The organism is Streptomyces sp. NPDC043176 (assembly GCF_056436715.1).
In genome coordinates this window covers 285,624-310,280 of the sequence record NZ_JBWKCA010000003.1, presented here as the reverse complement: position 1 = coordinate 310,280, position 24,657 = coordinate 285,624, and the positions used below count along the sequence as shown (strand labels likewise).

The 24,657-nt window shown below is 73.1% G+C and carries 22 protein-coding genes; 16 read left to right on the top strand and 6 right to left on the bottom strand.

The genetic code is table 11. The features are described from left to right. Complete coding sequence (locus tag AC067A_RS06460; RefSeq protein WP_478615304.1) at nt 1-2,184, top strand: bifunctional serine/threonine-protein kinase/ABC transporter substrate-binding protein; 2,184 nt, start codon at nt 1-3, stop codon at nt 2,182-2,184. Nucleotides 2,185-2,233: 49 nt separating this feature from the next. Here AC067A_RS06460 and AC067A_RS06455 read toward each other — a convergent pair whose 3' ends face one another. The 3 genes from AC067A_RS06455 to AC067A_RS06445 all read right to left on the bottom strand — a co-directional run bounded on the left by AC067A_RS06455 (nt 2,234) and on the right by AC067A_RS06445 (nt 6,154). Continuing rightward, a complete protein-coding gene (locus AC067A_RS06455) occupies nt 2,234-3,295 on the bottom strand; it encodes a 2-oxoacid:ferredoxin oxidoreductase subunit beta (protein ID WP_478615301.1) in 1,062 nt (353 codons plus the stop codon). Beyond that, nucleotides 3,288-5,225: a 2-oxoacid:acceptor oxidoreductase subunit alpha gene (locus AC067A_RS06450; RefSeq protein WP_478615298.1), complete on the bottom strand. Its 1,938-nt coding sequence runs from the start codon at nt 5,223-5,225 to the stop codon at nt 3,288-3,290. Before AC067A_RS06450 ends, AC067A_RS06455 begins: the two co-directional genes overlap by 8 nt. A 269-nt stretch (nt 5,226-5,494) precedes the next feature. Further along, nucleotides 5,495-6,154 (bottom strand): LuxR C-terminal-related transcriptional regulator, encoded by a 660-nt coding sequence (locus AC067A_RS06445; protein WP_478615649.1) that lies wholly within the window; start codon nt 6,152-6,154, stop codon nt 5,495-5,497. Nucleotides 6,155-6,372: 218 nt separating this feature from the next. On the opposite strand from AC067A_RS06445, the gene AC067A_RS06440 reads away from it, so the two are divergent. Beyond that, the gene (locus AC067A_RS06440; RefSeq protein WP_478615296.1) at nt 6,373-7,650 is read left to right on the top strand and encodes a pentapeptide repeat-containing protein; all 1,278 of its coding nucleotides are present in this window, start codon (nt 6,373-6,375) and stop codon (nt 7,648-7,650) included. A gap of 90 nt (nt 7,651-7,740) precedes the next feature. Here the strand turns inward: AC067A_RS06440 and AC067A_RS06435 are convergent, their stop codons facing one another. Next, nucleotides 7,741-9,024, bottom strand: coding sequence for a sensor histidine kinase (locus tag AC067A_RS06435; RefSeq protein ID WP_478615293.1), 1,284 nt, complete (start codon nt 9,022-9,024; stop codon nt 7,741-7,743). Between the two features lie 275 nt (nt 9,025-9,299). Beyond that, nucleotides 9,300-10,481 (bottom strand): sensor histidine kinase, encoded by a 1,182-nt coding sequence (locus tag AC067A_RS06430; protein ID WP_478615290.1) that lies wholly within the window; start codon nt 10,479-10,481, stop codon nt 9,300-9,302. Between the two features lie 135 nt (nt 10,482-10,616). Here AC067A_RS06430 and AC067A_RS06425 point away from each other — a divergent pair, with 135 nt between their 5' ends. The 14 genes from AC067A_RS06425 to AC067A_RS06360 all read left to right on the top strand — a co-directional run bounded on the left by AC067A_RS06425 (nt 10,617) and on the right by AC067A_RS06360 (nt 23,447). Next, nucleotides 10,617-11,045 (top strand): NADH-quinone oxidoreductase subunit A, encoded by a 429-nt coding sequence (locus AC067A_RS06425; protein ID WP_017239492.1) that lies wholly within the window; start codon nt 10,617-10,619, stop codon nt 11,043-11,045. After that, nucleotides 11,036-11,611 (top strand): NADH-quinone oxidoreductase subunit B, encoded by a 576-nt coding sequence (locus tag AC067A_RS06420; protein ID WP_017239493.1) that lies wholly within the window; start codon nt 11,036-11,038, stop codon nt 11,609-11,611. Before AC067A_RS06425 ends, AC067A_RS06420 begins: the two co-directional genes overlap by 10 nt. Next, nucleotides 11,608-12,936 carry an NADH-quinone oxidoreductase subunit C gene (locus AC067A_RS06415; protein WP_478615287.1) on the top strand — a complete coding sequence of 443 codons (1,329 nt, stop codon included), beginning with the start codon at nt 11,608-11,610 and terminating at the stop codon, nt 12,934-12,936. The genes AC067A_RS06420 and AC067A_RS06415 overlap by 4 nt, the downstream gene beginning before the upstream one ends. Next, nucleotides 12,933-13,901, top strand: coding sequence for a complex I subunit 1/NuoH family protein (locus AC067A_RS06410; protein WP_478615284.1), 969 nt, complete (start codon nt 12,933-12,935; stop codon nt 13,899-13,901). The genes AC067A_RS06415 and AC067A_RS06410 overlap by 4 nt, the downstream gene beginning before the upstream one ends. A 2-nt stretch (nt 13,902-13,903) precedes the next feature. Further along, the gene (locus tag AC067A_RS06405; protein WP_478615280.1) at nt 13,904-14,473 is read left to right on the top strand and encodes a NuoI/complex I 23 kDa subunit family protein; all 570 of its coding nucleotides are present in this window, start codon (nt 13,904-13,906) and stop codon (nt 14,471-14,473) included. Further along, nucleotides 14,470-15,024 carry an NADH-quinone oxidoreductase subunit J family protein gene (locus AC067A_RS06400; RefSeq protein WP_478615277.1) on the top strand — a complete coding sequence of 185 codons (555 nt, stop codon included), beginning with the start codon at nt 14,470-14,472 and terminating at the stop codon, nt 15,022-15,024. Before AC067A_RS06405 ends, AC067A_RS06400 begins: the two co-directional genes overlap by 4 nt. Continuing rightward, nucleotides 15,024-15,425 carry an NADH-quinone oxidoreductase subunit NuoK gene (gene nuoK / locus AC067A_RS06395; protein WP_478615274.1) on the top strand — a complete coding sequence of 134 codons (402 nt, stop codon included), beginning with the start codon at nt 15,024-15,026 and terminating at the stop codon, nt 15,423-15,425. The genes AC067A_RS06400 and nuoK overlap by 1 nt, the downstream gene beginning before the upstream one ends. After that, on the top strand, nt 15,422-17,401 hold the full coding sequence (locus AC067A_RS06390; RefSeq protein WP_478615271.1) for an NADH-quinone oxidoreductase subunit 5 family protein: 1,980 nt from the start codon (nt 15,422-15,424) through the stop codon (nt 17,399-17,401). Before nuoK ends, AC067A_RS06390 begins: the two co-directional genes overlap by 4 nt. Before the next feature lie 27 nt (nt 17,402-17,428). Beyond that, nucleotides 17,429-18,982, top strand: coding sequence for a complex I subunit 4 family protein (locus AC067A_RS06385; protein ID WP_478615646.1), 1,554 nt, complete (start codon nt 17,429-17,431; stop codon nt 18,980-18,982). Beyond that, complete coding sequence (locus AC067A_RS06380) at nt 18,979-20,490, top strand: NADH-quinone oxidoreductase subunit N (RefSeq protein ID WP_478615268.1); 1,512 nt, start codon at nt 18,979-18,981, stop codon at nt 20,488-20,490. The genes AC067A_RS06385 and AC067A_RS06380 overlap by 4 nt, the downstream gene beginning before the upstream one ends. Nucleotides 20,491-20,522: 32 nt before the next feature. Then, entirely contained in the window at nt 20,523-20,981 is a 459-nt protein-coding gene (gene mscL, locus AC067A_RS06375) for a large conductance mechanosensitive channel protein MscL (protein WP_478615265.1), read from the top strand. A gap of 172 nt (nt 20,982-21,153) precedes the next feature. Beyond that, nucleotides 21,154-22,017, top strand: a complete 864-nt coding sequence (gene htpX / locus AC067A_RS06370) for a zinc metalloprotease HtpX (RefSeq protein WP_478615263.1) — start codon at nt 21,154-21,156, stop codon at nt 22,015-22,017. After that, entirely contained in the window at nt 22,014-22,421 is a 408-nt protein-coding gene (locus AC067A_RS06365) for a YccF domain-containing protein (RefSeq protein ID WP_478615260.1), read from the top strand. The genes htpX and AC067A_RS06365 overlap by 4 nt, the downstream gene beginning before the upstream one ends. A 6-nt stretch (nt 22,422-22,427) precedes the next feature. Beyond that, entirely contained in the window at nt 22,428-23,447 is a 1,020-nt protein-coding gene (locus AC067A_RS06360) for a barstar family protein (RefSeq protein WP_478615257.1), read from the top strand. Here the strand turns inward: AC067A_RS06360 and AC067A_RS06355 are convergent. After that, on the bottom strand, nt 23,413-24,651 hold the full coding sequence (locus AC067A_RS06355) for an APC family permease (RefSeq protein WP_478615254.1): 1,239 nt from the start codon (nt 24,649-24,651) through the stop codon (nt 23,413-23,415). The genes AC067A_RS06360 and AC067A_RS06355 overlap by 35 nt on opposite strands. Between the last annotated feature and the right edge of the window lie 6 nt (nt 24,652-24,657).

The following is a 24,657-nucleotide window of genomic DNA, read 5'->3' as shown; positions in this document are numbered from 1 at the left end:
GTGCAGCCGCTCCGCAAGGCCGATCCGTCCACGATCGCCGGCTACCGGCTCCTCGGGCGGCTCGGCGCCGGCGGCATGGGCGTGGTCTTCCTCGCCCGTACCGCCGGCGGGACGCTCGCCGCGCTCAAGCTCATCCGCGCCGAGCACGCCGCCGACCCCGGCTTCCGGGAGCGGTTCCGCCGCGAGGCCCGCGCCGCCGAGCGCATCACCGGCCGCTGGGTCGTCCGCGTCCTCGATGCCGACCCCGAGGCCCGCGAACCCTGGCTCGCCACCGAGTACGTCCCCGGGCCCTCGCTCGCCGAGGCCGTCGCCCTGCACGGCGCCCTGCCCGAACCGACCGTCCGGGCCCTGGGCGCCCGGCTCGCCTCCGCCCTCGTCGACATGCACGAGGCGGGGCTCGTCCACCGCGACGTCAAGCCCGGCAACGTCCTCCTCGCCCTCGACGGGCCCCGCCTCATCGACTTCGGCATCGCCCGTTCCGCCGGTGCGACCGCCCTGACCGCCACCGACGCGATGATCGGCACCCCCGGCTTCCTCGCCCCGGAACAGGCCCGCGTCGCCGGGGCGGGCGAGGTCGGCCCGGCCAGCGACGTCTTCTCGCTGGGCTGCGTCCTCGCGTACGCGCTCACCGGCGAACGTCCCTTCGGCGCGGGCGCGGTGGCGGCCGTCGTCTACCGCACCGTCCACGAGGAACCCGACCTCGACGACGTGCCCGACACCCTCCTCCCGCTGGTCACCGCCTGCCTCGCCAAGGACCCGGGGGACCGGCCCACGGCCGCCGAGGTGCGGGCGGCCCTGGGCGCGGCCGACGGCCCCGCGGGCGACTGGCTGCCGCCCGGCCTCCCCGCGCTGATCGCCCAGCGCTCCACCCGGGTGCTCGACCTGCCCGTCGCCGAACCGACCCTGCTCACCCAGGAGGAGCGGCCCCCGGGCGTCTCCCGCCGCCGGCTCCTCATGGCCGGCTCCGCCGCCGCCGTCGCGGGCGCCGGCGGCCTCACCGCCTGGCTGCTCACCCGCTCACCGGGCGGCGCGGGCACGGGAACGGGCGGTACCGGCGGCCCCCTCGCCTCCCACACGATCGGCGTCCTCACCGACCTGAGCGGCCCCACCAAGTCCGACGGACGGGGGCAGGAGCGCGGCATCCGGCTGGCCGTGGAGGAGTTCAACGCCCGCGCCGACCGGCCCTTCGACGTGCGGCTCCGGGTCGTGGACGACGGGGGGAGGCCGGAACGGGCGAAGGCCGCCGCGGCGGCGCTTCTCAAGGACCCCCGCCTGGTGGGTGTGCTCGGGCCGACGACCGCGCCGACCGCCGTGGCCGCCGCCAATGAACTCGTGCTCCGGGCCATGTCGCTGGCCAGTGTGATCGCCGACGTCCCGGCCGCTCAGATCAAGGGACAGGAGACCAGGACCACCTACTTCCAGCCGCGGTCCCGGCAGCAGATGATGACCATCCCCTTCGTCCGCTACCTCGCCGAGCGCGACGCCCTCCGGGTCGCCGTCGTGGAGGACCGGGCGGCCGGAGAGTACAGCTGGCTGCTCGCCAAGAACCTGAGGGACTACCCGCCGTCGACGGAGAAGGGCGCGAGGGTGACCTCGCACCCCGTGGAGGCGGACGGCGAGGACTTCGGCCCCGTCGTCCGGGCCGTCCTCGCGACCGATCCCCAGGGCGTCCTGTTCGCGGGGTCCTCGCCGCGCCGGGCCGCCCTGTGTGCCCGGGCCCTCCGCGACCAGGGGTACCGGGGCCCCTGCGGGAGCGTCGAGTACGCGCTCCAGCCGGAGTTCCTCACCGTCGCCGGCCCGGCCGCCGAGGGCTGGTACTTCGGCACGGGGTACGTCGATCCCGACGGGCTCCCCGCGGCGGGGAGGTTCGCGGCCGCCTACCGGAAGCGCTGGGGCCTCTCGGGCACGACGCCCGTCGACCGGTTCGCGACGGAGGCGTACGACCTCGCCCACTGGTTCCTCCAGGCGCTGCGCCTGGCGACCGCCGACAACGCCGAGGAGGTCGCGGCGGGCGTCCGCAACGGTCTGGTGCAGTCCCCGTACCAAGGGCTCACCAAGAAGTACACGAGCCGTACGGACAAGGACAGGCCCGTCGCCCTCGCCGGGCTCTTCCTCTGGCAGGTGAAGGGCGGGGTGCCGCGCTTCCTCGGCAAGTTCGACGAGGCGGCGATGAAGGGCACGTGAAAGGGGCCCGGTCCGTGTCCACGGACCGGGCCCCTTTCACGTGCGCGCGCTAGCCGACGACCGTCCAGGTGTCGTTGCCCGTGAGGAGCCGGCCCAGGTCGCCCTTGCCGTGCTGCTCGACGGCGGTCTCCAGCTGATCGGCCATCAGCGTGTCGTAGACCGGCCGTTCGACGGACCGGAAGACGCCGATGGGGGTCTGGTGGAGGGTGTCGGGGTCGGCGAGGCGGGAGAGGGCGAACGCCGTCGTGGGAGTGGCGGCGTGGGCGTCGTGGACGAGGATCCGCGACTCGGTCGAAGGGGTGACGGTGACGACCTGGAGGTCGCCGGTCACCGGGTCGCGCACGACGCCCTTGGCGTCGTCGGTGCCGAAGCGGATGGGCCGGCCGTGTTCGAGGCGGATGACCGCCTCCTGGGCCTGGTCCCTGTCCTTGAGGACCTCGAAGGCGCCGTCGTTGAAGATGTTGCAGTTCTGGTAGATCTCCACGAGCGCCGTGCCGTCGTGGTCGGCGGCCTGGCGCAGCACCTCGGTGAGGTGCTTGCGGTCGGAGTCGACCGTACGGGCCACGAAGGAGGCCTCGGCGCCGAGGGCGAGGGAGACCGGGTTGAAGGGGGCGTCGAGGGAGCCCATCGGGGTCGACTTGGTGATCTTGCCGACCTCGGACGTGGGGGAGTACTGGCCCTTGGTCAGGCCGTAGATCCGGTTGTTGAAGAGCAGGATCTTGAGGTTGACGTTGCGGCGGAGCGCGTGGATGAGGTGGTTGCCGCCGATGGACAGGGCGTCGCCGTCGCCGGTGACGACCCAGACGGACAGGTCGCGGCGCGAGGTGGCCAGGCCGGTGGCGATCGCCGGGGCGCGGCCGTGGATGGAGTGCATCCCGTAGGTGTTCATGTAGTACGGGAAGCGGGAGGAGCAGCCGATGCCGGAGACGAAGACGATGTTCTCCTTCGCCAGGCCGAGCTCGGGCATGAAGCCCTGGACGGCGGCGAGGACGGCGTAGTCACCGCAGCCCGGACACCAGCGGACCTCCTGGTCGGACTTGAAGTCCTTCATGGTCTGCCGCGCCTCGGCCTTGGGTACCAGGCTGAGCAGGGTCTCCGTGGGCTCAGGCATCGATGGCCTCCTTGAGGGCGGCGGCGAGCTGCTCGGCCTTGAACGGCATGCCGTTGACCTGGGTGTGGCTGCGGGCGTCGACGAGGTACTTCGCCCGGACGAGGGTGGCGAGCTGGCCGAGGTTCATCTCGGGGACGACGACCTTCTCGTACCGCCTCAGGACCTCCCCGAGGTTCTTCGGGAAGGGGTTGAGGTGGCGCAGGTGGGCCTGGGCGATGGGCTTGCCGGCGACCCGGAGGCGGCGGACGGCCGCCGTGATCGGGCCGTACGTGGAGCCCCAGCCGAGGACCAGGGTGCGCGCGCCGTCCGGGTCGTCGACCTCCACGTCGGGGACGTCGATGCCGTCGATCTTGGCCTGGCGGGTGCGGACCATGAACTCGTGGTTGGCCGGGTCGTACGAGATGTTGCCCGTGCCGTCCTGCTTCTCGATGCCGCCGATGCGGTGCTCGAGGCCGGGCGTGCCGGGGACCGCCCAGGGGCGGGCGAGGGTCTCGGGATCCCGCTTGTACGGCCAGAAGACCTCGGTGCCGTCGTCGAGGGTGTGGTTCGGCCCGGTGGCGAACAGGGTCCGCAGGTCGGGGAGCTCCTCGACGTCCGGGACCCGCCAGGGCTCGGAGCCGTTGGCGAGGTAGCCGTCGGAGAGCAGGAAGACCGGGGTGCGGTAGGTCAGCGCGATCCGGGCGGCCTCCAGGGCCGCGTCGAAGCAGTCCGCGGGGGTCCGGGGGGCCACGACCGGGACCGGGGCCTCGCCGTTGCGGCCGTACATGGCCTGGAGGAGGTCGGCCTGCTCGGTCTTGGTGGGCAGACCGGTGGACGGGCCGCCGCGCTGGATGTCGACGACCAGCAGCGGCAGCTCCAGGGAGACGGCCAGGCCGATGGTCTCCGACTTGAGCGCCACGCCGGGGCCGGACGTCGTCGTCACCGCCAGGGAGCCGCCGAAGGCCGCCCCGAGCGCGGCGCCGATGCCGGCGATCTCGTCCTCGGCCTGGAAGGTGCGCACGCCGAAGTTCTTGTGCTTGGACAGCTCGTGCAGGATGTCCGAGGCCGGGGTGATCGGGTACGAGCCGAGGTAGAGCGGCAGGTCCGCCTGGCGGCCGGCGGCGATCAGCCCGTAGGACAGGGCCAGGTTCCCGGAGATGTTGCGGTACGTACCGGTGGGGAAGGCCCGGGTCGCGGGGGCGACCTCGTAGGAGACGGCGAAGTCCTCGGTGGTCTCGCCGAAGTTCCAGCCGGCCCGGAAGGCGGCCACGTTCGCCTCGGCGATCTGCGGCTTCTTCGCGAACTTCTGGCGCAGGAAGGTCTCGGTGCCCTCGGTGGGGCGGTGGTACATCCAGGACAGCAGTCCGAGCGCGAACATGTTCTTGCTGCGCTCGGCCTCCTTCCGGGACAGGCCGAACTCCTTCAGCGCCTCGATCGTCAGCGTCGTCAGCGGCACCGGATGCACGTGGTACGCGTCGAGGGAGCCGTCTTCCAGGGGCGAGGCCGCGTAGCCGACCTTGGCCATGGCGCGCTTGGCGAACTCGTCCGTGTTGACGATGATCTCGCCGCCGCGCGGCACGTCCCCGATGTTGGCCTTCAGCGCGGCGGGGTTCATCGCGACCAGCACGTTCGGGGCGTCGCCCGGCGTCAGGATGTCGTGGTCGGCGAAGTGCAGCTGGAAGGACGAGACACCCGGCAGGGTTCCGGCGGGTGCCCGGATCTCGGCCGGGAAGTTCGGCAGGGTGGAGAGGTCGTTCCCGAAGGACGCCGTCTCCGAGGTGAACCGGTCACCCGTGAGCTGCATGCCGTCACCGGAGTCGCCCGCGAAGCGGATGATCACGCGGTCGAGCCGGCGCACTTCCTTCTCGGTGCCGTGGTGCGACGTCGCCGGGGCGCTGCGCTGCTCCCCGAGCAGGGCCTCACCGGCCTCGCTACTGACCTGGCTGGTCACTGAACTGGACCTCCCTCGCGGCAAGGGGACTCTCCGCCGGAGGCGGGAGAAGTCTCGGGACACGGCCGGTGGATCACCGCCCGTCCCGTGGCCCACCCTACGACGGCAGGGCGGGCCATCCCGGGACTTCTCATATGACGGACCTCTTTTTGAGACGCCCTCTTGCCCTGAATCGTCACGTTCTGTCGCCGCCCGGAGTGTTCTGGAATGTCGTATTCCATCTCATCCCGCGAGTCTGGGACCAGGCTATCTGACAGAGTGTCAGATGATCAGGACTTCAGATACGTCAACACCGCAAGTACCCGTCGATGATCACCGTCACTCGGGGAAAGGCCCAGCTTCAGGAAAATATTGCTGATGTGCTTCTCCACCGCGCCGTCGCTCACCACCAGCGCCTTCGCGATCGCCGAGTTCGTCCGGCCCTCCGCCATCAGGCCCAGGACCTCCCGCTCGCGCGGAGTCAGGTTCGCCAGCACGTCCTGCTGACGGCTCCTCCCCAGCAGCTGCTGCACCACCTCCGGGTCCAGGGCCGTACCGCCCCCCGCGACCCGCACCACCGCGTCCACGAACTCCCGGACCTCCGCGACCCGGTCCTTCAGCAGGTACCCCACACCCCGGCTGGAACCGGCCAGCAGTTCGGTGGCGTACTGCTCCTCCACGTACTGCGACAACACGAGCACACCCAGTCCCGGGTACTCCTTCCGCAGCCGCACCGCCGCCCGCACCCCCTCGTCCGTGTGCGTCGGCGGCATCCGCACGTCCGCCACCACCACGTCCGGCAGCGCACCCTCGCCCGCGAGGCCGGCGACCGTCTCCACCAGCGCCTCGCCGTCGCCCACCCCCGCGACGACCTCGTGCCCCAGATCCGTCAGCAGCCGCGTCAGCCCCTCCCGCAGCAGCACCGAATCCTCCGCGATGACCACCCGCACCCGCTCCACCACGCCCCACATCCCCCATTCCCCATCGCCGACAAGACCCCCAGCATCCCACCGCCCCCACCCCGCCGCGTTGCGGCCCCGCGCCCCGTCCCGTCGCGGGCGGTCCTTCCGCCGGGGCGGAAAGGCCCACCCTCCGGCGTCTACGTCGATCGGGTGCACGGGCGGTGTGGCGCCGGGCCGTTCCGGGCCCGGTCGACTCCGATGGACGGGTGACGGGACGAACGCGCGGCGAAGGACCGGCCCGGAGCGCGTACCTCCGCGAGGTGCGGCGCAGGCGCCGCCGCCGCGGTAGGGGCGCTCCCGATGCCGACGGCCGCGTCCGCTCGCAGTGGCCCGTGCTCGCGGTGGCCGTCCTGCCCGGACTGGCGGCCCTGGTGGCGCTGCTCTTCACCTGGCGGGAGGTACGCGTCGCCGAGCAGGGCCAGCTCACCAACCGGTTCAACGACGCGATCACCAATCTCGGCTCCCCGTCGCTGGACGTGCGCTTCGGCGGCATCTACGCGCTGGAGCGCATCATGCAGGACTCGCCACGCGACCAGCCCAGGATCGTCCTCGTCCTCTCCGCGTACGTCAGGCGTCACGCGAGCGTTCCCGCGACCGGCTTCGTGAAGGAGCCGACGGAACCGCGGCCAGGGCAGAAGACGCCCGCCACCCACCGTCCGCCCACCGACGTCGCGGCCGTGGTGGACGTGCTGGCCCGCCGCTCTCCCGCTCGCGACGGGGACGCGCCGGTGGACTGGAGCGGGGCGGACCTGCGGGGGCTGTTCCTCTCCGCCTGGAACGTCAAGGACATCGCGCAGATCCCTGAGGGCGGGGCCCTCCCTGACGAACGTGCTCCGTTCGGGTACGCGAACGTCCAAGGGGCGGATCTGCGCCACGCCACGCTGTCGGGGGTGGACCTGAGAAGCGCCTTCGCCGCCGAGGCCAATCTGAGCGGGGCGCAACTCCTGCGATCCGACCTCCGGGACGCCGACCTGACGTTCGCGGACCTCTCCGGCGCGAACGTCGTGGACACGAACCTCACCCGCGCGGATCTCAGCGGCGCGATCCTGCGGGAGGCGTCCCTGGCACGACCGGACGCGGTCGTGCGCCTGCATGCGACCGACCTGTCCCGCGCCCTGCTCTGGGACGCGGACCTCACCGGGGCCGACCTCTCCGGGGCGGACCTGACGGAGGCGGTCCTCGTCGATGCCGACCTGACGGGCGCGTCCCTGGTGACCGCCCGCCTGCGCGGTGCGAGATTCAGCACCTTGGACACGTCTCTCCAGGCGAGGATCACTTCCGGCCCCGTCACGGAAAGCGCGAACCTCACCGACGCCGATCTGACGGGAGCCGATCTCAGGGGGGCCGACCTGCGCAAGGCCAACCTGACCGGAGCGATCCTGAACGGAGCCGACCTGACCGACGCGGACCTGCGGGGCGCACGGCTCACAGGCGTGACACTCGACGGCGCCACGACGAAAGGGGCTCGCGGCCTGCCGACCTGAAGCTCGCCTGCGAAGGACGGATCCGGAGCAGGATCGGGTCCCTGGTCCCTGGTTCCTGGACCCAGGGCACGGGGGCCCAGGTGAGAGGGGCTACGAGCGCCAGGGGAGTTCCGTGGTGATGACGGTGGGGCCGCCGAGGGGCGAATCGACGGCGAGGACCCCGTCGACCGCGCCGACCCGCTCGGAGAGCCGCGAGAGGCCGCCCCCGGCCGCCGCCGCCCCGCCGACCCCGTCGTCCCGCACCTGGAGCATGAGGCGGTCGCCGGCGCGCCAGACGTCGACGGAGGCGCGCCGGGCGTGGGCGTGCTCGGTGACGTTGCGGAGGAGTTCGGAGACGGTGAAGTAGGCGATGCCCTCGATGGCGGGGACGGGGCGGGCGGGGAGGTCGACGTCCACCGACACGGGGACGGCGCACCGGGAGGCGACGGCGGAGAGGGCCGCGTCCAGCCCGCGGTCGGTGAGGACGGCGGGGTGGATGCCGCGGGCGAGGTCGCGCAGCTCCCGGAGGGCGAGCTTGACCTCGCCGTGCGCCTCGTCGACGAGGACCGCCGCGGCCTGCGGGTCCCGCGCGAGCTTCTCCTTGGCGAGCCCCAGGTCCATGGCGAGCGCGGCGAGCCGGGCCTGCGCGCCGTCGTGGAGGTCGCGCTCGATGCGCCGCAGGTCGGCCGCGGCGGTGTCGACGACCACACCCCGGTCGGACTCCAGCTCGGTGACGCGGGACGCGAGCCGGGACGGTCCGAGCAGCCCGGAGACGAGGAGCCGGTCGACGGAGACGAGGCCGCGCAGCACCCAGGGCCCGAGGAGCACGAACACGAGCCCGATCAGGCTGGTCACGGCGATCTCGAAGGGCGCGTCGAGGTAGAAGGAGTGGGTGGCGTCGCCGTACAGCTGGATCCCGTCCTGCCCCACCCAGGTGGGGAAGACCCACTGCCACAGCGGGTACGTGAAGAGGCTCCAGCCCCATGTCCACAGCGTCACCGTCACGGAGAACGAGAACACCGCCCACGGCATGTGGAGGATCGCGTACAGCAGGTGCCGCCACGACGCGCCGCTCTTCAGCATCGCCCCCATCCACGAGAACGCACCGCCGGTGCGGCCCCGCACCGGTTCCGGCGCGGCCACGTCGAGACCGAGCAGACCGCGCGCCCGGGCCCGCTCCACCGCGCCGAAGCCCCGGCACATCGCGAGCGCCCCCGCGAGGATCGGTACCCCGAGGAACGTGATCAGCAGCCCGGCCCCCGCCGAGACGAGGGAGACGGACAGCGCGAACCAGCAGACGCTGAGCGGCAGCCCGATCAGCACGTACCCGACGGCGCGCCAGGTGCGCGCCTCGAACGGCGCTCGGATCGCGGCGGGGAGGCGGTGGGAGGCCATCGCGGGGTTCCTTCTCTGTTCGGAGGGAGCGGGGCTCGGAGGCGGCGGGCGGTACGTGTTCCAGGGTTCCGTCCCGCGGCCCGCCGGACCATGAGGCGAGTGGGCCTCCCCAGGCGGGGGTTTTCCCTACCAGGCGGCTACGGGACACCCACGCGCCGCGCTCATGCCTTCGGCCGGGGGCGCCGCCACGGCAGCTCCGCCGTGACCGCGCGCCGCGCTCATGCCTTCGGCCGGGGGCGCCGCCACGGCAGCTCCGCCGTGACCGCGCGCCGGGCTCACGCCTTCGGCCGGGAGCGCCACGGCAGCTCCGCGGTGACCGTCGTCGGGCCGCCCTCCGGGGAGTCGAGGACGAGGAGGCCGTCGACGGCGCCGAGGCGTTCGGCGAGGCCGGCGAGGCCGGTGCCGCCGTCGAAGCGGGCGCCGCCGGCGCCGTCGTCGCGCACCTGGAGGAGGAGCCGGTCGTCGGCCCGCCAGACGTCCACGGAGGCGGAGCGGGCCCGGGCGTGCTTGGAGACGTTCTGGAGGAGTTCGGAGACGGTGAAGTAGGCGATGCCCTCGATGGCCTCGGCCGGCCGCTCCGACAGGTCGACGGACACCTTCACGGGCACCGTGCAGCGCGCGGAGACGGAGGAGAGCGCGGCGCTCAGCCCGCGGTCGGTGAGGACGGCGGGGTGGATGCCGCGGGCGAGGTCGCGCAGCTCCTGGAGGGCGAGCTTGACCTCGCCGTGCGCCTCGTCGACCATCGCCGCGGCCGTCTCCGGGTCGTCGAGGAGCTTCTCCTTCGCCAGGCCGAGGCCCATGGCGAGGGCGACGAGCCGGGCCTGCGCGCCGTCGTGCAGGTCGCGCTCGATGCGCCGCAGGTCGGCCGCGGCGGTGTCGACGACCACGCCCCGGTCGGTCTCCAGCTCGGCGATCCGCCGTTCCAGCTCGTCGGAGGGCGACAGCAGCCCCCGCACCATGCCGCGGTCGGCGTTGGACAGGCCGCGGGCGAGGAACGGCAGCACCGGCCAGAGGACGAACAGCGAGACCAGGGTGACGGTGAACGTCACGATCCCCCACGGCAGCCGGATCAGCCCGTACAGCTGGGTCCGCCAGGCCACCGGGTCCTTCAGCGATCCCCACAGCCACGGGAAGAAGCCGCCGGCACGGGGCAGCGGGGACGGCTCCGGGATCCGCACCCCGAGCAGGCCGCGGGCCCGCGCGCGTTCCGAGCGGCCGATCAGGCGCGCGCCGCCGAGTCCGAGGGCGAGCAGCGGAAGCCCGACGACGGTGACCGAGAGGGCCACGCCGAGCAGGACGCTCACGACCGCGTAGACGAATCCGCCCAGCGCCGTGAACAGGTTGGACAGGAGGTGGGCGACCTCCTTCCAGGTCTCCTTCCCGTAGGCGAGCCGGACCGGCGGACGGGAGGCATCGGCGGAGTCGGTGGACTCGACGTGATCAAGATCGGCGCTCATGGTCCCCAGAGTGCCGGTCGGGGGCCGCGCGATGCCATGGGGGAGGTGGGTGAGGGGGAGGGGGGATAACCCCACCCGCGACTGCTTACGGTCCCTTTAGCAGGGCCTAGACTCGCGTGCGTACAGAAGTGACCCATGAGACACCGAGACCGAGGGGCGGACGTGCGGGAACCGACCGTTGTCGCGGCCGACGCGGCGGACTACTTCCAGACGTACTCCGTCGTCGGCCTGCTCGCCGTCGTCGGCGTGCTCTTCGTCGCCGTGGCGTTCGGCGCCAACCGGCTGCTCAGGCCCGTCGTGCCGACGCCCGAGAAGCTCCTCACGTACGAGTGCGGCGTCGACCCCGTGGGGGAGGGCTGGGCCCACACCCAGGTCCGCTACTACGTGTACGCCTTCCTCTACGTCGTCTTCGCCGTCGACTCGATCTTCCTCTTCCCCTGGGCGACGGTCTTCGCCGCGCCCGGCTACGGCGCCACGACCCTGGTCGAGATGTTCGTCTTCCTCGGCTTCCTGGCCGTGGGGCTGCTCTACGCGTACAAGAAGGGCGTCCTGTCATGGACGTAACACCCCTGCCCTCCCCCGTGCCCGCTCCGAAGCTGGGGCCGCTCGCCCGCCTGGCCCCCGAGCCCATGAAGGTGGTCCTGAACTGGGGCCGCCGCTACAGCCTGTGGGTCTTCAACTTCGGCCTCGCCTGCTGCGCGATCGAGTTCATCGCCGCGTCGATGGCCCGGCACGACTTCATCCGCCTCGGCGTGATCCCGTTCGCGCCCGGCCCGCGCCAGGCCGACCTGATGATCGTCTCCGGCACGGTGACGGACAAGATGGCCCCGGCCGTGAAGCGGCTGTACGAGCAGATGCCCGAGCCGAAGTACGTCATCTCCTTCGGCGCCTGCTCCAACTGCGGCGGCCCCTACTGGGACTCGTACTCCGTCACCAAGGGCGTCGACCAGATCATCCCCGTCGACGTGTACGTGCCCGGCTGCCCGCCCCGCCCCGAAGCGCTGCTCCAGGGCATCCTCAAGCTCCAGGAGAAGATCGCCCGGGAGAACCTGGCCGAGCGGTACGCGACCGCCGCCTCGGTCTCCCAGCTGACCAGCCCCCTGGTCCCGCCGCCGGGAGGCACGGCATGAGCGGGTACGACTCCCTCCCCGGCTCCGTGACGGAGCTGTTCGGCGAGGAGGCCACGGCGGAGCACGCGTACGACCTCCTGACCGTCGACGTCCCGCCGGCCTCCTGGATCACCGCCCTCACCACCGCCCGCGACGCGCTGGGCTGCACCTACTTCGACTGGCTGAGCGCCGTCGACGAGCCGGGCACCGGCTTCCGCGTCTGCGCCCACGTGGTGTCCCTGGCCGGCGGCCGCCCCCGCCGCCTCCTCCTGCGCACGACCGTCCCGCACTCCGCCCCCGCCCTCCCGACGGCCGTCGGGGTGTACGCGGGGGCCGGCTGGCACGAGCGCGAGACCCACGAGATGTTCGGTGTCGACTTCACCGGCCACCCCCACCTCGTCCCCCTCCTCCTCCCCGAGAACTTCGAGGGCCACCCCCTCCGCAAGGACTTCGTCCTCGCGGCCCGGGTCGCGAAGGCGTGGCCGGGCGCGAAGGAGCCGGGCGAGTCCCACGACGGCGGCCCGAAGCGCCGCCAGATGCTTCCGCCGGGCGTCCCGGACCCCAACGAGTGGGGCCCCCTCAAGGGCCAGCTCCCCCCGGCCCCCGCCCGCCCCGCCCGCGCGGCGGCAGGCGAACGCCCCGCCCGCCGCACCCGCACGGCCACAGAAGGCTCCACCGGCCAGTCGGCCGCCCCGGCCCCGTCGACTCCGGATGCCTCCGTGGCTCCCGAAGCCCCGGCGGCCCGCCCGCCGCGCCGCTCCCGCTCCGTCTCCGAGGGCTCGGTGAGCCAGTCGGCCGCCCCGGCCCCGTCGACTCCGGATGCCTCCGTGGCTCCCGAAGCCCCGGCGGCCCGCCCGCCGCGCCGCTCCCGCTCGGCCTCCGACGGCTCGGTGAGCCAGTCGGCCGCCCCGGAGCCGGGCGCGGCCGCTGAGCCGGGCGCGGCCGCTGAGCCGGGCGCGGCCGCTGAGCCGGGCACGGCCGCGGGAGCCGGCGCGGCCGCCGCCCCGCGGACGCGCAGCTCGGACGCCCCCTGGCACCACGCCCGCCCGGCCTTCGACGAGGAGAGCCCCACCCCGCCGCCCGCCACGGAGCCGGCCGAGGGCGGCGGCGCCCCCGCCGCGCCCACGGAGCCGACCGCGGGTGACGGCACCCCGGCCGAGCCCGCCGAGTCGGCCAAGGACGCTGCCCCCGCCGAGCCGGCCCAGGACAGCGACGCCCCCGCCGACCCGGCCAAGGGCGCCGCCGAGTCCACCACCCGGCCCACCGGCCCCGCCAAGCCCACCGGCCCCGCCAAGCCCACCGACCCGACCGAGCCCACCGACCCCGCCGGAGGCGATCCCGCGTGAACGACGCACTCGACGTCGCCGTCCGGCTCCTCATCGTGTTCGCCGTGTTCCTCGTGCTGCCGCTCGTCGTCGGACAGGCGGAGCACAAGGTGATGGCCCACATGCAGGGCCGTCTCGGCCCCATGTACGCCGGTGGCTTCCACGGCTGGGCGCAGCTCGTGGCGGACGGGGTGAAGTTCGCGCAGAAGGAGAACGTCGTCCCGAGGGACGCGGACCGGCGGGTGTTCCAGCTCGCGCCGGCCGTCGCCCTGCTCCCGTACCTGCTGGTGCTCGTCGCGATCCCGATCGGGCCCGGCGAGGGAGCGGTGGGCCGGGTCGTCGACGCGGGCATCTTCTTCGTGCTGGCCGTGATGGGCGTCGGCGTGCTCGGCAGCCTGATGGCGGGCTGGGCGTCGGCGAACAAGTTCTCGCTGCTCGGCGGTCTGCGGACGGCCGCCCAGCTCCTCGCGTACGAGCTCCCGATGCTGCTGGCCGCCGCCTCGGTCGCGATGGCCGCCGGCACGGTCTCCCTGCCCGGCGTCCTGAACGCCTTCGAGTGGTGGTGGGTGCCGTGGCAGATCGTCGGCGCGCTCGTCTTCTTCGTGGCGGGTCTCGCCGAGCTCCAGCGGCCGCCGTTCGACATGCCGGTCGCCGACTCGGAGATCATCTTCGGCGCGTACACCGAGTACACCGGTCTCCGGTTCGCGCTGTTCCTGCTCGCCGAGTACGCGGGCATCGTCGTCCTGTGCGGGCTCACCACCGTCCTGTTCCTCGGCGGCTGGCACGGCCCCTGGGGCGCCGACGGCCTCGGCTGGGTGTGGACCCTCCTGAAGACGGCCGTCCTCGCGTTCGTCGTGATCTGGCTGCGGGTGACCTACCCGCGGCTGCGTGAGGACCAGCTGCAGAAGCTGGCCTGGACGACGCTCGTCCCGCTCGCCCTGGCGCAGATCGCGCTCACCGGCATCGTGAAGGTGGCGATCCAGTAACCATGCCTCCCATCCCCGGCTCCGGCCTCGCCAAGGGCCTCGCCGTCACCCTCCGCACGATGACGAGGAAGACGGTCACCGCGCAGTACCCGGAGGTGCAGCCCGAGCTGCCGCCCCGTACGCGCGGGGTCATCGGCCTGTTCGAGGAGAACTGCACGGTGTGCATGCTGTGCGCCCGTGAGTGCCCCGACTGGTGCATCTACATCGACTCCCACAAGGAGACGGTGCCGGCCGCCGCCCCCGGCGGCCGCGAGCGCAGCCGGAACGTCCTCGACCGCTTCGCCATCGACTTCTCGCTCTGCATGTACTGCGGCATCTGCATCGAGGTGTGCCCCTTCGACGCGCTGTTCTGGTCGCCGGAGTTCGAGTACGCCGAGACCGACATCCACGAGCTCACCCACGAGCGGGACAAGCTCCGCGAGTGGATGTGGACGGTTCCGGAACCGCCCGCGCTCGACCCGGGCGCGGAGGAACCGAAGGAGATCGCCGCGGCCCGCAAGGCCGCGGAGAAGGCCGCCGCCGCGGCCGCCGCGGCCGAGGCCGCCGCCGAGGCCCAGGAGGACCAGCCGTGACCCTCGCCGCCACCGCGCAGCAGACGCAGGGCTTCCTCTCGACCTCGGGCGTCGAGATCACCTTCGTCCTCGTCGGCCTCGTGACCCTCGGCGCGGCCCTCGTCACCGTCACCACCCGGCAGCTCGTGCACGCCGCGCTCTGGCTGGTCGTGGCGCTGGGCGGCCTCGCCGTCGAGTACCTGCTCCTGACCGCCGAGTTCATCGCCTGGGTGCAGGTGCTGATCTACGTCGGCTCCGTCGTCGTCCTCCTCCTCTTCGGGCTCATGCTCACCAAGGCGCCCATCGGCCGCTCCCCGGACGCCGACTCCGGCAACCGGCCGGTGGCCCTCGCGGTCGCGTCGGCCGCCGCGGTCGCCCTGGTCTGGGTGGTCGTCGACGCGTTCCGCACGACGTGGATCGACCTGGACGGCGCCGTCCAGGGCTCGACCGAGGTCACCGGCGCCGTCCTCTTCCGGCACTGGGTGCTGCCCTTCGAGGCCCTCTCGGTCCTCCTCCTCGCGGCGCTGGTCGGCGCGATCGTCCTCTCCCGCAAGAAGGAGCAGGAGCGCTGATGCACCTCGCCTACCCCGCCGTCCTCGCCGCCCTGCTCTTCTGCGTCGGCCTGTACGGCGTCCTCGCCCGCCGCAACGCGATCCTGGTCCTGATGTCCGTCGAGCTGATGCTCAACGCCGTCAACCTCAACCTGGTCGCCTTCGACGTCTGGCTCCGCGACGCCCTGCACGCCGGCCAGGCCCTCACCCTCTTCACCATCGCCGTCGCCGCCGCGGAGATCGGCATCGGTCTCGCGATCATCCTGATGGTCCACCGCAACAACGGGACCTCGGACGTCGACCGGCTCCGCGACACGGCCGAGGGCCCGGACACCCCCGAGGGCCCGGACACCCCCGAGGGCCCGGACGGCCCCGACGGGCAGAGGGAACCCACCGACGAGAAGACCGAGGCCGCCGCGTGACCACGACCACCCTCGCCGTCCTCGTCCCCCTCCTGCCCTTCCTCGGCTCGGCCGCCGGTCTCCTCCTCGGCCGCACCGCGCCCGGTTTCGTCCGTCCGCTCGCGGTGCTGCCGACGCTGGCCGCGGCCGTCCTCGCCGTCCTCGTCGCCGTCCGCCAGGGCGGCGGGAGGCCGATCGACGCCGCCACCCAGCTCACCCCGACCGGCTCGGTCCCCATCGACCTGGCCCTGTACATCGACGGCTTCGCCGCCCTCGTGGCCGTACTCGTCGGCGTCGTCGCGACCTGTGTGCAGATCTACTCGACCGGCTACCTCCGCGAGGACCCGCGCTACCCCTCGTACGCCGGGCTCGTCTCCCTGTTCACCTCCGCGATGCTGCTCGTCGTCTACTCCGGCGACCTGATGGTGCTCCTGGTCGGCTGGGAGATCATGGGCATCTGCTCGTACTTCCTCGTCGGCCACTACTGGGAGACCCCCGAGGCGCGCGCCGCGTCCCTGAAGGCCTTCCTCGTCACCAAGCTCGGCGACGTCCCCTTCCTCATCGGTCTCTTCGCGCTCGCCACCGACGCCGGCACCTTCCGGATCACCGGGGTCCTCGGCGCCGTCGCGAGCGGCGGCCTCGACCACCCCACGGTGATCGCGCTGCTGCTGCTCGCGGGAGTGGCGGGCAAGTCCGCGCTGTTCCCCCTGCACACCTGGCTTCCGGACGCGATGGCCGGCCCCACCCCCGTCTCCGCGCTCATCCACGCTGCGACGATGGTCGCCGCCGGCATCTACTTCACGGCCCGGCTGCTGCCCGTCTTCGCCGCCTCGGCGACCGCCATGACCGTGCTCGCCGTGATGGCGGCGATCACGATGGTCGGCTCGGCGCTGGCCGCGCTCGCGCAGGACGACATCAAGCGGGTCCTCGCCTACTCGACGATCGGCCAGCTCGGCTACATGGCCGGCGCCCTCGCCGTCGGCGACCGCGGTGCGGCCGTCTTCCACCTCCTCTCGCACGCCGCGTTCAAGGCGCTGCTGTTCCTCGCCGCCGGCGCGGTCATCCACGCCGCCGGCACGAACTCGCTCACCGCCATGTCCCGGATGAGCGGCCTCGCCAAGCGCGTCCCCGACGCGTACTGGACGATGACCGTCGCCCTCCTCGCGCTCGCCGCGATCCCGCCCTTCGCCGGCTTCTTCTCCAAGGAGGCCGTCCTGGTGGCCGCCGAGCACACCGCGCTCGGCGAGCGGGACATCGCCCCGGCCGGGGCCGGCTGGACCGTCCTCGTCGCCGGCCTGCTGACCGCCCTGCTCACCGCGGCCTACGCGCTCCGCCTCTGGCTGCGGACCTTCCGCGGCCGGGGCGCCGAGGCCCCGGACCACGGCCGCCAGCCGATCGCGATGACGAGCGTCCTGTGGGTCCTCGCGATCCCCTCCCTCGGCTTCGGACTCACCGCCGGCTACGTCGACGACTGGTTCGACGGGCACGCGCTGACCCCGACCGTGACCACCGCCGTCCTCGGCACCGGTCTCGCCGCCGCGGGCGCCGCCGTCACCTACGCGGTCTGGCGCACCCTCGCCGCGAGGACGCCCGCCGCGGCGCCCGCCCCGCACGTCGCCCACCCCGACGCCGACGCGGGCCGGGTCGAGGCCGAGGCGCTGCACCTGCCGCACCCCGCCGAGGACCCGGCCGACCCCGGCCGCGCCCTCCTGGGGCCGCTGTACGGGCCCGCCGTCTCCGGCTTCCACCTGGACGCCGTCTACCGGGCCGCCTTCGTCCGCCCCGTCCTGGCCGCCGCCTCCCTGGTCCGCTTCCTGGACCGCGAGGTCGTCGACACCTACGTACGCGCCGCGGGCGACTCCGCCAAGGGGCTCGGCTGGCTCGTCCGTCGCGCCCAGACCGGCAACGTGCAGACCTATCTGAGCGCCCTGCTCGCCGGCTCCGTCGTCCTGGCGATCGTCGCCGTCGCCCTCGCCAACGCCGTCGCCGGAGCGTGAGCCGTGATCGATATCAGCGAATCCGTGATGCAGTTCCTTCTGGCGGCGATCGTCGCCGGTCCGCTCGTCGGCGCCGTCGCCGCTCTCCTCCCGGCGCCGCCCGGGTTGAAGGGGACGTCACCCGACCAGGCCGTGCTCCGCCACGGCGTCACCGTCACCGGCGTGATCCTGCTGGCCGCGATCGTCCTCGCGCTCGGCTTCGACCACGACCACCCCTCGACGATGCAGGCCACGACGGACATCAGCTGGATCAGGGCACTCGACGTGCGCATCCACCTCGGTGTCGACGGCATCTCGCTCCCCCTCCTGGTCCTGACCGCGCTGCTGACCTTCCTCTGCGCGCTGTACAGCTACTTCAAGATGCCCGCGGGCCCGTCCCCGAAGGCCTTCGTCGCGCTCCTCCTCGTCCTGGAGTCCGGCACCCTCGCCACCTTCGCCGTCCTCGACCTGGTGCTGTTCTTCCTGGCCTTCGAGATGGTCCTCATCCCGATGTACTTCCTCATCGCCCGCTGGGGCGGCGAGGGCAGGCAGGCCGCCGCCTGGAAGTTCATCCTCTACACGCTGCTCGGCTCCGTCGTCATGCTGCTCGGCCTGCTCCTCATCGGAGTGAAGGCCGGCACCTTCGACATGCTGGCACTCGCCACTGACAACGGCCGCGGCCTGACCACGTCCGTGCAGGTCATCGCCGTTCTCGCGATCGGTCTCGGGCTCGCGGTCAAGACCCCGATGTGGCCGCTGCACAGCTGGCTCCCGGACGCCCACACCGCCGCCCCGACGGTCGGCTCGGTCCTCCTCGCCGGCGTGCTCCTGAAGATGGGCACGTACGGCTTCGTCCGGATCGTGCTGCCGATCGCCCCCGACGGCATGCGGATCTTCGCCCCGTACCTCGCGGCCTTCGCCGTCGCCGGGATCGTCTACGGGTCGCTGGCCTGCCTCGCCCTCGTGAAGCCCGGCAACAAGGGCGATCTCAAGCGCCTCATCGCGTACTCCTCCGTCGGCCACATGGGCTTCGTGCTCCTCGGCATCGCGACGATGACCCCGACGGGCGTCAACGGCGCGCTGTTCGCGAACATCGCCCACGGCCTCGTCACCGGCCTGCTCTTCTTCCTGGTGGGTGCCGTCAAGGACCGGTACGGCACGGCCGACCTCGACACCCTCGCGGGCGCCACCGGCGCCGCCCTCTACGGCCGCGCCCCGCGCCTCGGCGCGCTCCTCGCCTTCGCCGCCGTCGCCTCCCTCGGCCTGCCGGGCCTGGCCGGCTTCTGGGGCGAGATGCTCGCCCTGTTCGGAGCCTTCGAACCCGCCGAGGGCCTCAGCCGCCCCGCCTTCCTCACGTTCATGGCGATCGGCGCGTTCGGCACCCTGCTGACCGCCGCCTACCTCCTCCTCGTCGTGCGCCGCGTCTGCATGGGCGGCACGCGGCCCGCGGGGGAGCCGGCGATCGCCGACGTCCAGGGGTACGAGTTCGCCGCCTGGACCCCGCTCGTCGCCCTCACCGTCCTCGCCGGACTCTGGCCCGCCGTCCTCCTCGGCCTCACCGACCCGGCCGTCCAGAAGCTCCTCGCCGGAGGCACCCAGTGACGTCGTTCGCCAGCGAGTCGCTCGTCCAGTCCGTCGACTGGCTCGCGATCGCGCCCCCGACCCTCACGGCCGTGGTCGCCCTCGTCGTCCTCGTCGCCGACCTCTTCGTCCCGCCGGAGCGCAAGCAGCTCCTCGGCTGGACGGCCGTCGGCGGCCTGACCGCCGCGCTCGCCCTCCTCGTCCCGCTGCGGGCCGGCGACCGCGAGACCTTCTGCCTCACCGCCGACACCCGCCTGTCGGCGTGCAGCTACACCGCCGACCAGTTCACCCTGGTCATCCAGCTGCTCGTCCTCGCCGGCGCGCTCCTGACGGCGCTGCTGTCGCTCTCGGACACCCGCGAGAAGCTCCCGGCCGGCGAGTTCTGGTTCCTGCTGCTGTCCTCGGCCGCCGGCGCCGCCCTGCTGCCCGCCTCCCGCGACCTGGCGACCCTCGTGATCGCCCTGGAGGTGGCCTCGCTGCCGGCCTTCGCGCTCGTCGGCCTCAAGCGCGGCGACCGCATGTCCGGCGAGGCCGCGCTCAAGTTCTTCCTCTCCTCCGTCACCGCGACCGCCGTGACCCTCCTCGGCGCCAGCTTCGTGTACGCGGCGACCGGCACCCTCCACCTCACGGAGATCGCCCAGCGCCTCGACGACGTGCCCGGACAGCTCCAGACGCTCGCCGAGGCGGGCGTCGCGCTCACCCTGGTCGGCTTCGCCTTCAAGACGGCCGCCGTCCCCTTCCACTTCTGGGTGCCCGACACCTACGTGGGCGCGCCGCTGCCCGTCGCCGCCTACCTGTCCGTGGTCGGCAAGGCCGTCGGCTTCACCGGACTCGTCCTGGTGACCGTCGTCGCCTTCCCGTCGTACGCGGACGTGTGGGGCCCGGCGCTCGCCGTCCTCGCCGCGCTCACCATGACCGCGGGCAACGTCGCCGCCCTCCGGCAGGTCTCCACGCGCGCGTGGAGCGCGGTCCGGCTGCTGGCCTGGTCCTCCGTCGCCCAGGCCGGCTACCTCCTGGTGCCGATCGCCGCCGCCGCGTACTCCGGCGACGACCAGATCGGCGCCACCGTCGCGTACGCCCTGATGTACGCCGTCGTGAACCTCGGCGCCTTCGCGGTCGTCGCGCTCGTCGCCCGTTCCCACCCCCGCAACCGGCTCGCGGACTACCGGGGCCTGTACGCGGCCAGCCCCGCCGCGGCCCTCGCCCTCGGGTTCTTCCTCCTGAATCTGGCCGGTTTGCCCCCGGGTATCATCGGCCTCTTCGCCAAGGTGACCGTCTTCTCGGCGGCCGTCGACGCGGGCCTGGGCTGGCTCGCCGTGGTCATGGGCGTCAACGTCGTGATCGCGCTGTACTACTACCTGCGCTGGACGGCCCTGCTCTTCCGCACGCCGGAAGGGGCCGCCGAGCCGGCCCGCCACCGGGCCCCCGTGCCGGTCACCCTGGCGATCGCGCTGACCGCCGCCGCCGGAGTCGTCCTGTCGGGCTACCCCCAGTTCGCCCTCCGCTTCGCGACGACGGCGCTCTTCTGATCCCCCAGAGAAAAACCGAGGAGCAACACCCCGTGCTGAACGGATTCAAGGACTTCATACTTCGCGGGAACGTCATCTCGATGGCCATCGGTCTGGCCGTCGGCTCGGCGTTCACGGCCGTCGTCACCGGCTTCAGCAAGGCCTTCATCACCCCGCTCATCGGTCTCGCCACCGGCTCCGTCGGCGACTTCAGCGAGGCGAGCTTCACGATCAAGGGCGCGGTCTTCCCGTACGGCCTGGCCATCGCCGCGGTCATCGCGTTCGTCATCACGGCCGCCGTCCTGTACTTCCTGATCGTCGTCCCCATGACGAAGATCCAGGACAGGTTCGTCAAGGCGGAGGCCGCCGACCCCAAGTCGGAGAAGCGCGACTGCCCCCGCTGCTTCACCGAGATCCCGGCCATCGCCTCCCGCTGCGCCCACTGCACCAGCGAGGTCGAGCCCGTCGCCCTGGGCCTGAACGGTCTGGACAAGATCCCCGCCGCCCGCTGATCACCCGTACGGCCTACACGGCACCCCCCGCCGGCCGGGGAACCGGAGCCCCCCGCCTGGCGTTGACCAGTACGGGAGGGTCCACTGGACGTGGTGGCCCCCCTGACGGAGTCCGGGGGAGGACCGCCACGAAGCGAAGGGTTCCCCTGCCGCACCACCTGGAGGGCGTACCGTGCACCGCCGGCACAACGGGCTGAGGACCGCCGTACTCCTCGGAGGGCTCTCAGCCCTCATCATCGTCATCGGCAGCTTCTTCGGGCGCACGGGGCTGATCGTCGGCCTCGTGGTGGCGCTCGGCACCAACGCGTACGCGTACTGGAACAGCGACAAGATGGCGCTGCGGGCCATGCGGGCCCGCCCGGTCAGCGAGTTCGAGGCGCCCGCGCTCTACCGGATGGTGCGCGAGCTCTCCACCCAGGCCCGCCAGCCGATGCCCCGGCTCTACATCTCGCCGACCCAGGCGCCGAACGCGTTCGCCACCGGCCGCAACCCGCGCAACGCCGCCGTCTGCTGCACCGAGGGCATCCTCGCGATCCTCGACGAGCGCGAGCTGCGCGGCGTCATCGGCCACGAGCTGAGCCACGTCTACAACCGGGACATCCTGATCTCCTCGGTCGCCGGAGCGCTCGCGTCCGTGGTCATGTTCCTGGTCAACTTCGCCTGGCTCATCCCCGTCGGCCGCTCCAGCGACGACGACGGCCCCGGCCTCCTCGGCTACCTCATGATCGTCATCCTCGGCCCCATCGCCGCCTCGATCATCCAGCTCGCCATCTCCCGCTCCCGCGAGTACGAGGCCGACGCCTCGGGCGCCCAGCTCACCGGCGACCCGCTCGCCCTGGCCGGCGCGCTGCGCAAGCTGGAAGCGGGCACCAAGCAGCTTCCCCTGCCCCCGGAGCCGCGGATCGAGACCGCGAGCCACATGATGATCGCAAACCCTTTCCGTCCCGGACAGGGTCTGTCCAAGATGTTCTCGACCCATCCGCCGATGGCCGAGCGCATCGCCCGGCTCGAACAGATGGCAGGTCGCCGCCCGTGAAGACAATCCTCAACGTCATATGGCTGATCCTGTGCGGATTCTGGATGTTCCTCGGCTACATGCTCGCGGGCGTCCTGCTCTGCATCACGATCATCGGCATCCCGTTCGGACTCGCCGCGTTCCGCATCGGCGTCTACGCCCTCTGGCCGTTCGGACAGACCGTCGTCGACCGCCGTGACGCCGGCGCGCCGTCCCTCGTCGGCAACGTCCTCTGGCTGATCCTCGCCGGCTGGTGGCTCGCCCTCGGCCACATCACCACCGGCATCGCCCTCTGCATCACGATCATCGGCATCCCGCTCGGCATCGCCAACTTCAAGATGGTCCCCGTCTCCCTGCTGCCCCTCGGCAAGGAGATCGTCCCCACGGACCAGGCACACGCCGCGTACGGCTACCAGGCCCCCTGAGGGCCCGTGCGAAACCCGAGGTACGCCCTCCTCTCCGGCCTGTACGCCGTCGCGCTCTGCAAGGACGTCGACGGCCTGTACGGGGAGCCCGTCCCGCCGCCGCGCCCCGTCCACGAGCTCCGCGGCTGCGAACCGCGCGGCGAGCTGGCCAGGGCCGTCACCCAGGCCGTCGTGGAGGGCACGGCCCCGCTCGGCACCCTCCACGTCCGGACCCCCGACGGCCTCGCCTGGCGCTTCACGGGCGTCAGGGTCCTCGGCGCGCGCGGCGACGTCGTGGTCGTCGAGTCGGCCGACGGCCCCCGCCGGTCGTACACCGGCGCCCCCGCCGTCCCCTGCGGAAACCTCGTCCGCGTCTCGCCCCCGGAACCGGCGGAGCGGACCCACACCGACGTCACCTTCGTCGGCTGCTCGCCGCGCGGCGGGCTGCGCGACGCCCTCGCCGCCGGGGCGGCGGAGTTCGAGGCCGTGCGCTACCAGGTACTCGACGCGGTCGGCAGCGTGCACCACGAGGCCGCCGCGGGTCGCATCACCGGCTGGGGCACCTCGCCCCGCGCCCCCGGCCTGGTCGACCTCACCGTGGCCTTCCCCCGGGAGGGACTCGTGCCGCACCCCGTCCGGGAGGTCTGGGAGTTCTGGCGCGACGCCCGCCCCGCCGACCCCGGCACCTGGCGGCGGTTCACCGGCCCGGCGCGCGGCGAGTGGCTGAACCAGGCCGCCCGCCGGGCCGTCGGCGCCCCGGAGATCCTCCCGGGCGCCACGTACCACCTCGACGGCGGCGACGTCGTCGACGAGGACTCTCTTCTCTGCGCCCTGGGGGAGGCCGTGCACGGCCCCGGTCGCGCCCTCGGCGTCGGCGCGCCCCGGGCGATCGGCGAGCTGCTCGCCGGCACCACCCTGGTCTGGCACCGGTCCGACGTGGCCCGCCGCTGCCTCGGCGTCCTGCCCTACGCGGAGGACCGCCCGCCCACCTTCCGGGAGTTCGCCGACGGCCTCACGGCCGCGGGGGTACGGCTCGTCCTCGACTGACGGCCCACGCCACCACCCCGGCCGCGACCACGCCGAACCCGGCCAGGACGGACCCGAGCGGCAGGGCGAAGGCGAGCGTCCCGCACCCCGCGAGCCCCAGCGCGGCCAGCGGCCGGCCGCGGCCGCCGAGGGTCCAGGCGGAGGCGTTCGCGATGCCGTAGTAGACGAGCACGCCGAACGACGAGAAGCCGATCGCGCCCCGCACGTCCGCCGTCGCCGCCACCACGGCCACCACCGCGCCCACCGCGACCTCCGCCCGGTGCGGCACGTGGAAGCGCGGGTGTACGGCGGTGAGCGCGGCCGGCAGATAGCCGTCCCTGGCCATCGCCAGGGTCGTCCGGGACACCCCGAGGATCAGCGAGAGCAGCGAGCCGAGCGCCGCGACCGCCGCGCCCACCGTCACGACCGGCACCAGCCACCCGGCGCCCGCCGCGCGGGCCGCGTCGGCCAGCGGCGCGGGGGAGTGGGCGAGGGCCGCCGGGCCGAGCACGGTGAGCACGCTCACCGCGACGAGCCCGTAGACGGCCAGCGTGATCCCGAGCGCCACCGGCACCGCACGGGGGATCGTGCGGGCCGGGTCCCGGACCTCCTCGCCGAGCGTGGCGATCCGCGCGTACCCCGCGAACGCGAAGAAGAGCAAACCCGCCGCCTGGAGCACCCCACTCGCCGTGAGCTCGCCGCCGGGGGAGAGGCGCGCGATCTCGCCGGCCCCCGCGCACACCACGACCACGGCGGAGAGCACCGCGAGCACCACCGCCACGACGACCCGGGTGACCAGCGCCGACTTCTGAACTCCGCCGTAGTTGACGGCCGTCAGGGCCACCACGGCGGCGACCGCCACCGCGTGCGCCTGCTCCGGCCACACGTACGCCCCGACCGTCAGCGCCATCGCCGCGCACGAGGCCGTCTTGCCGACCACGAACGCCCAGCCCGCCAGATACCCCCAGAACGACCCAAGTCGTTCGCGACCGTAAACATATGTGCCGCCGGAGGCCGGATACCGGGCGGCGAGCCGAGCCGACGCCATGGCATTGGCGTACGCGACGACGGCCGCGGCCCCGAGCGCCCACAGCAGACCGGCCCCCGACCCGGCCGCGTCCGCCGCCGGCCCGAGCGCCACGAAGATCCCGGCGCCCACCATCGAACCGAGCCCGATCACCACCGCGTCGAAGACGCCGAGCGACCGGCGCAGTTCCTCTGTCATGCCCCG

Bases quoted from the DNA above. Each gene is read 5' to 3' on its own strand.
- AC067A_RS06455 (WP_478615301.1), bottom strand. From the start codon at position 3,295: ATGCCTGAGCCCACGGAGACCCTGCTCAGCCTGGTACCCAAGGCCGAG.
- AC067A_RS06435 (WP_478615293.1), bottom strand. From the start codon at position 9,024: ATGGCCTCCCACCGCCTCCCCGCCGCGATCCGAGCGCCGTTCGAGGCG.
- AC067A_RS06430 (WP_478615290.1), bottom strand. From the start codon at position 10,481: ATGAGCGCCGATCTTGATCACGTCGAGTCCACCGACTCCGCCGATGCC.
- AC067A_RS06425 (WP_017239492.1), top strand. From the start codon at position 10,617: ATGAGACACCGAGACCGAGGGGCGGACGTGCGGGAACCGACCGTTGTC.
- AC067A_RS06420 (WP_017239493.1), top strand. From the start codon at position 11,036: ATGGACGTAACACCCCTGCCCTCCCCCGTGCCCGCTCCGAAGCTGGGG.
- AC067A_RS06415 (WP_478615287.1), top strand. From the start codon at position 11,608: ATGAGCGGGTACGACTCCCTCCCCGGCTCCGTGACGGAGCTGTTCGGC.
- AC067A_RS06405 (WP_478615280.1), top strand. From the start codon at position 13,904: ATGCCTCCCATCCCCGGCTCCGGCCTCGCCAAGGGCCTCGCCGTCACC.
- nuoK (WP_478615274.1), top strand. From the start codon at position 15,024: ATGCACCTCGCCTACCCCGCCGTCCTCGCCGCCCTGCTCTTCTGCGTC.
- AC067A_RS06385 (WP_478615646.1), top strand. From the start codon at position 17,429: ATGCAGTTCCTTCTGGCGGCGATCGTCGCCGGTCCGCTCGTCGGCGCC.
- AC067A_RS06355 (WP_478615254.1), bottom strand. From the start codon at position 24,651: ATGACAGAGGAACTGCGCCGGTCGCTCGGCGTCTTCGACGCGGTGGTG.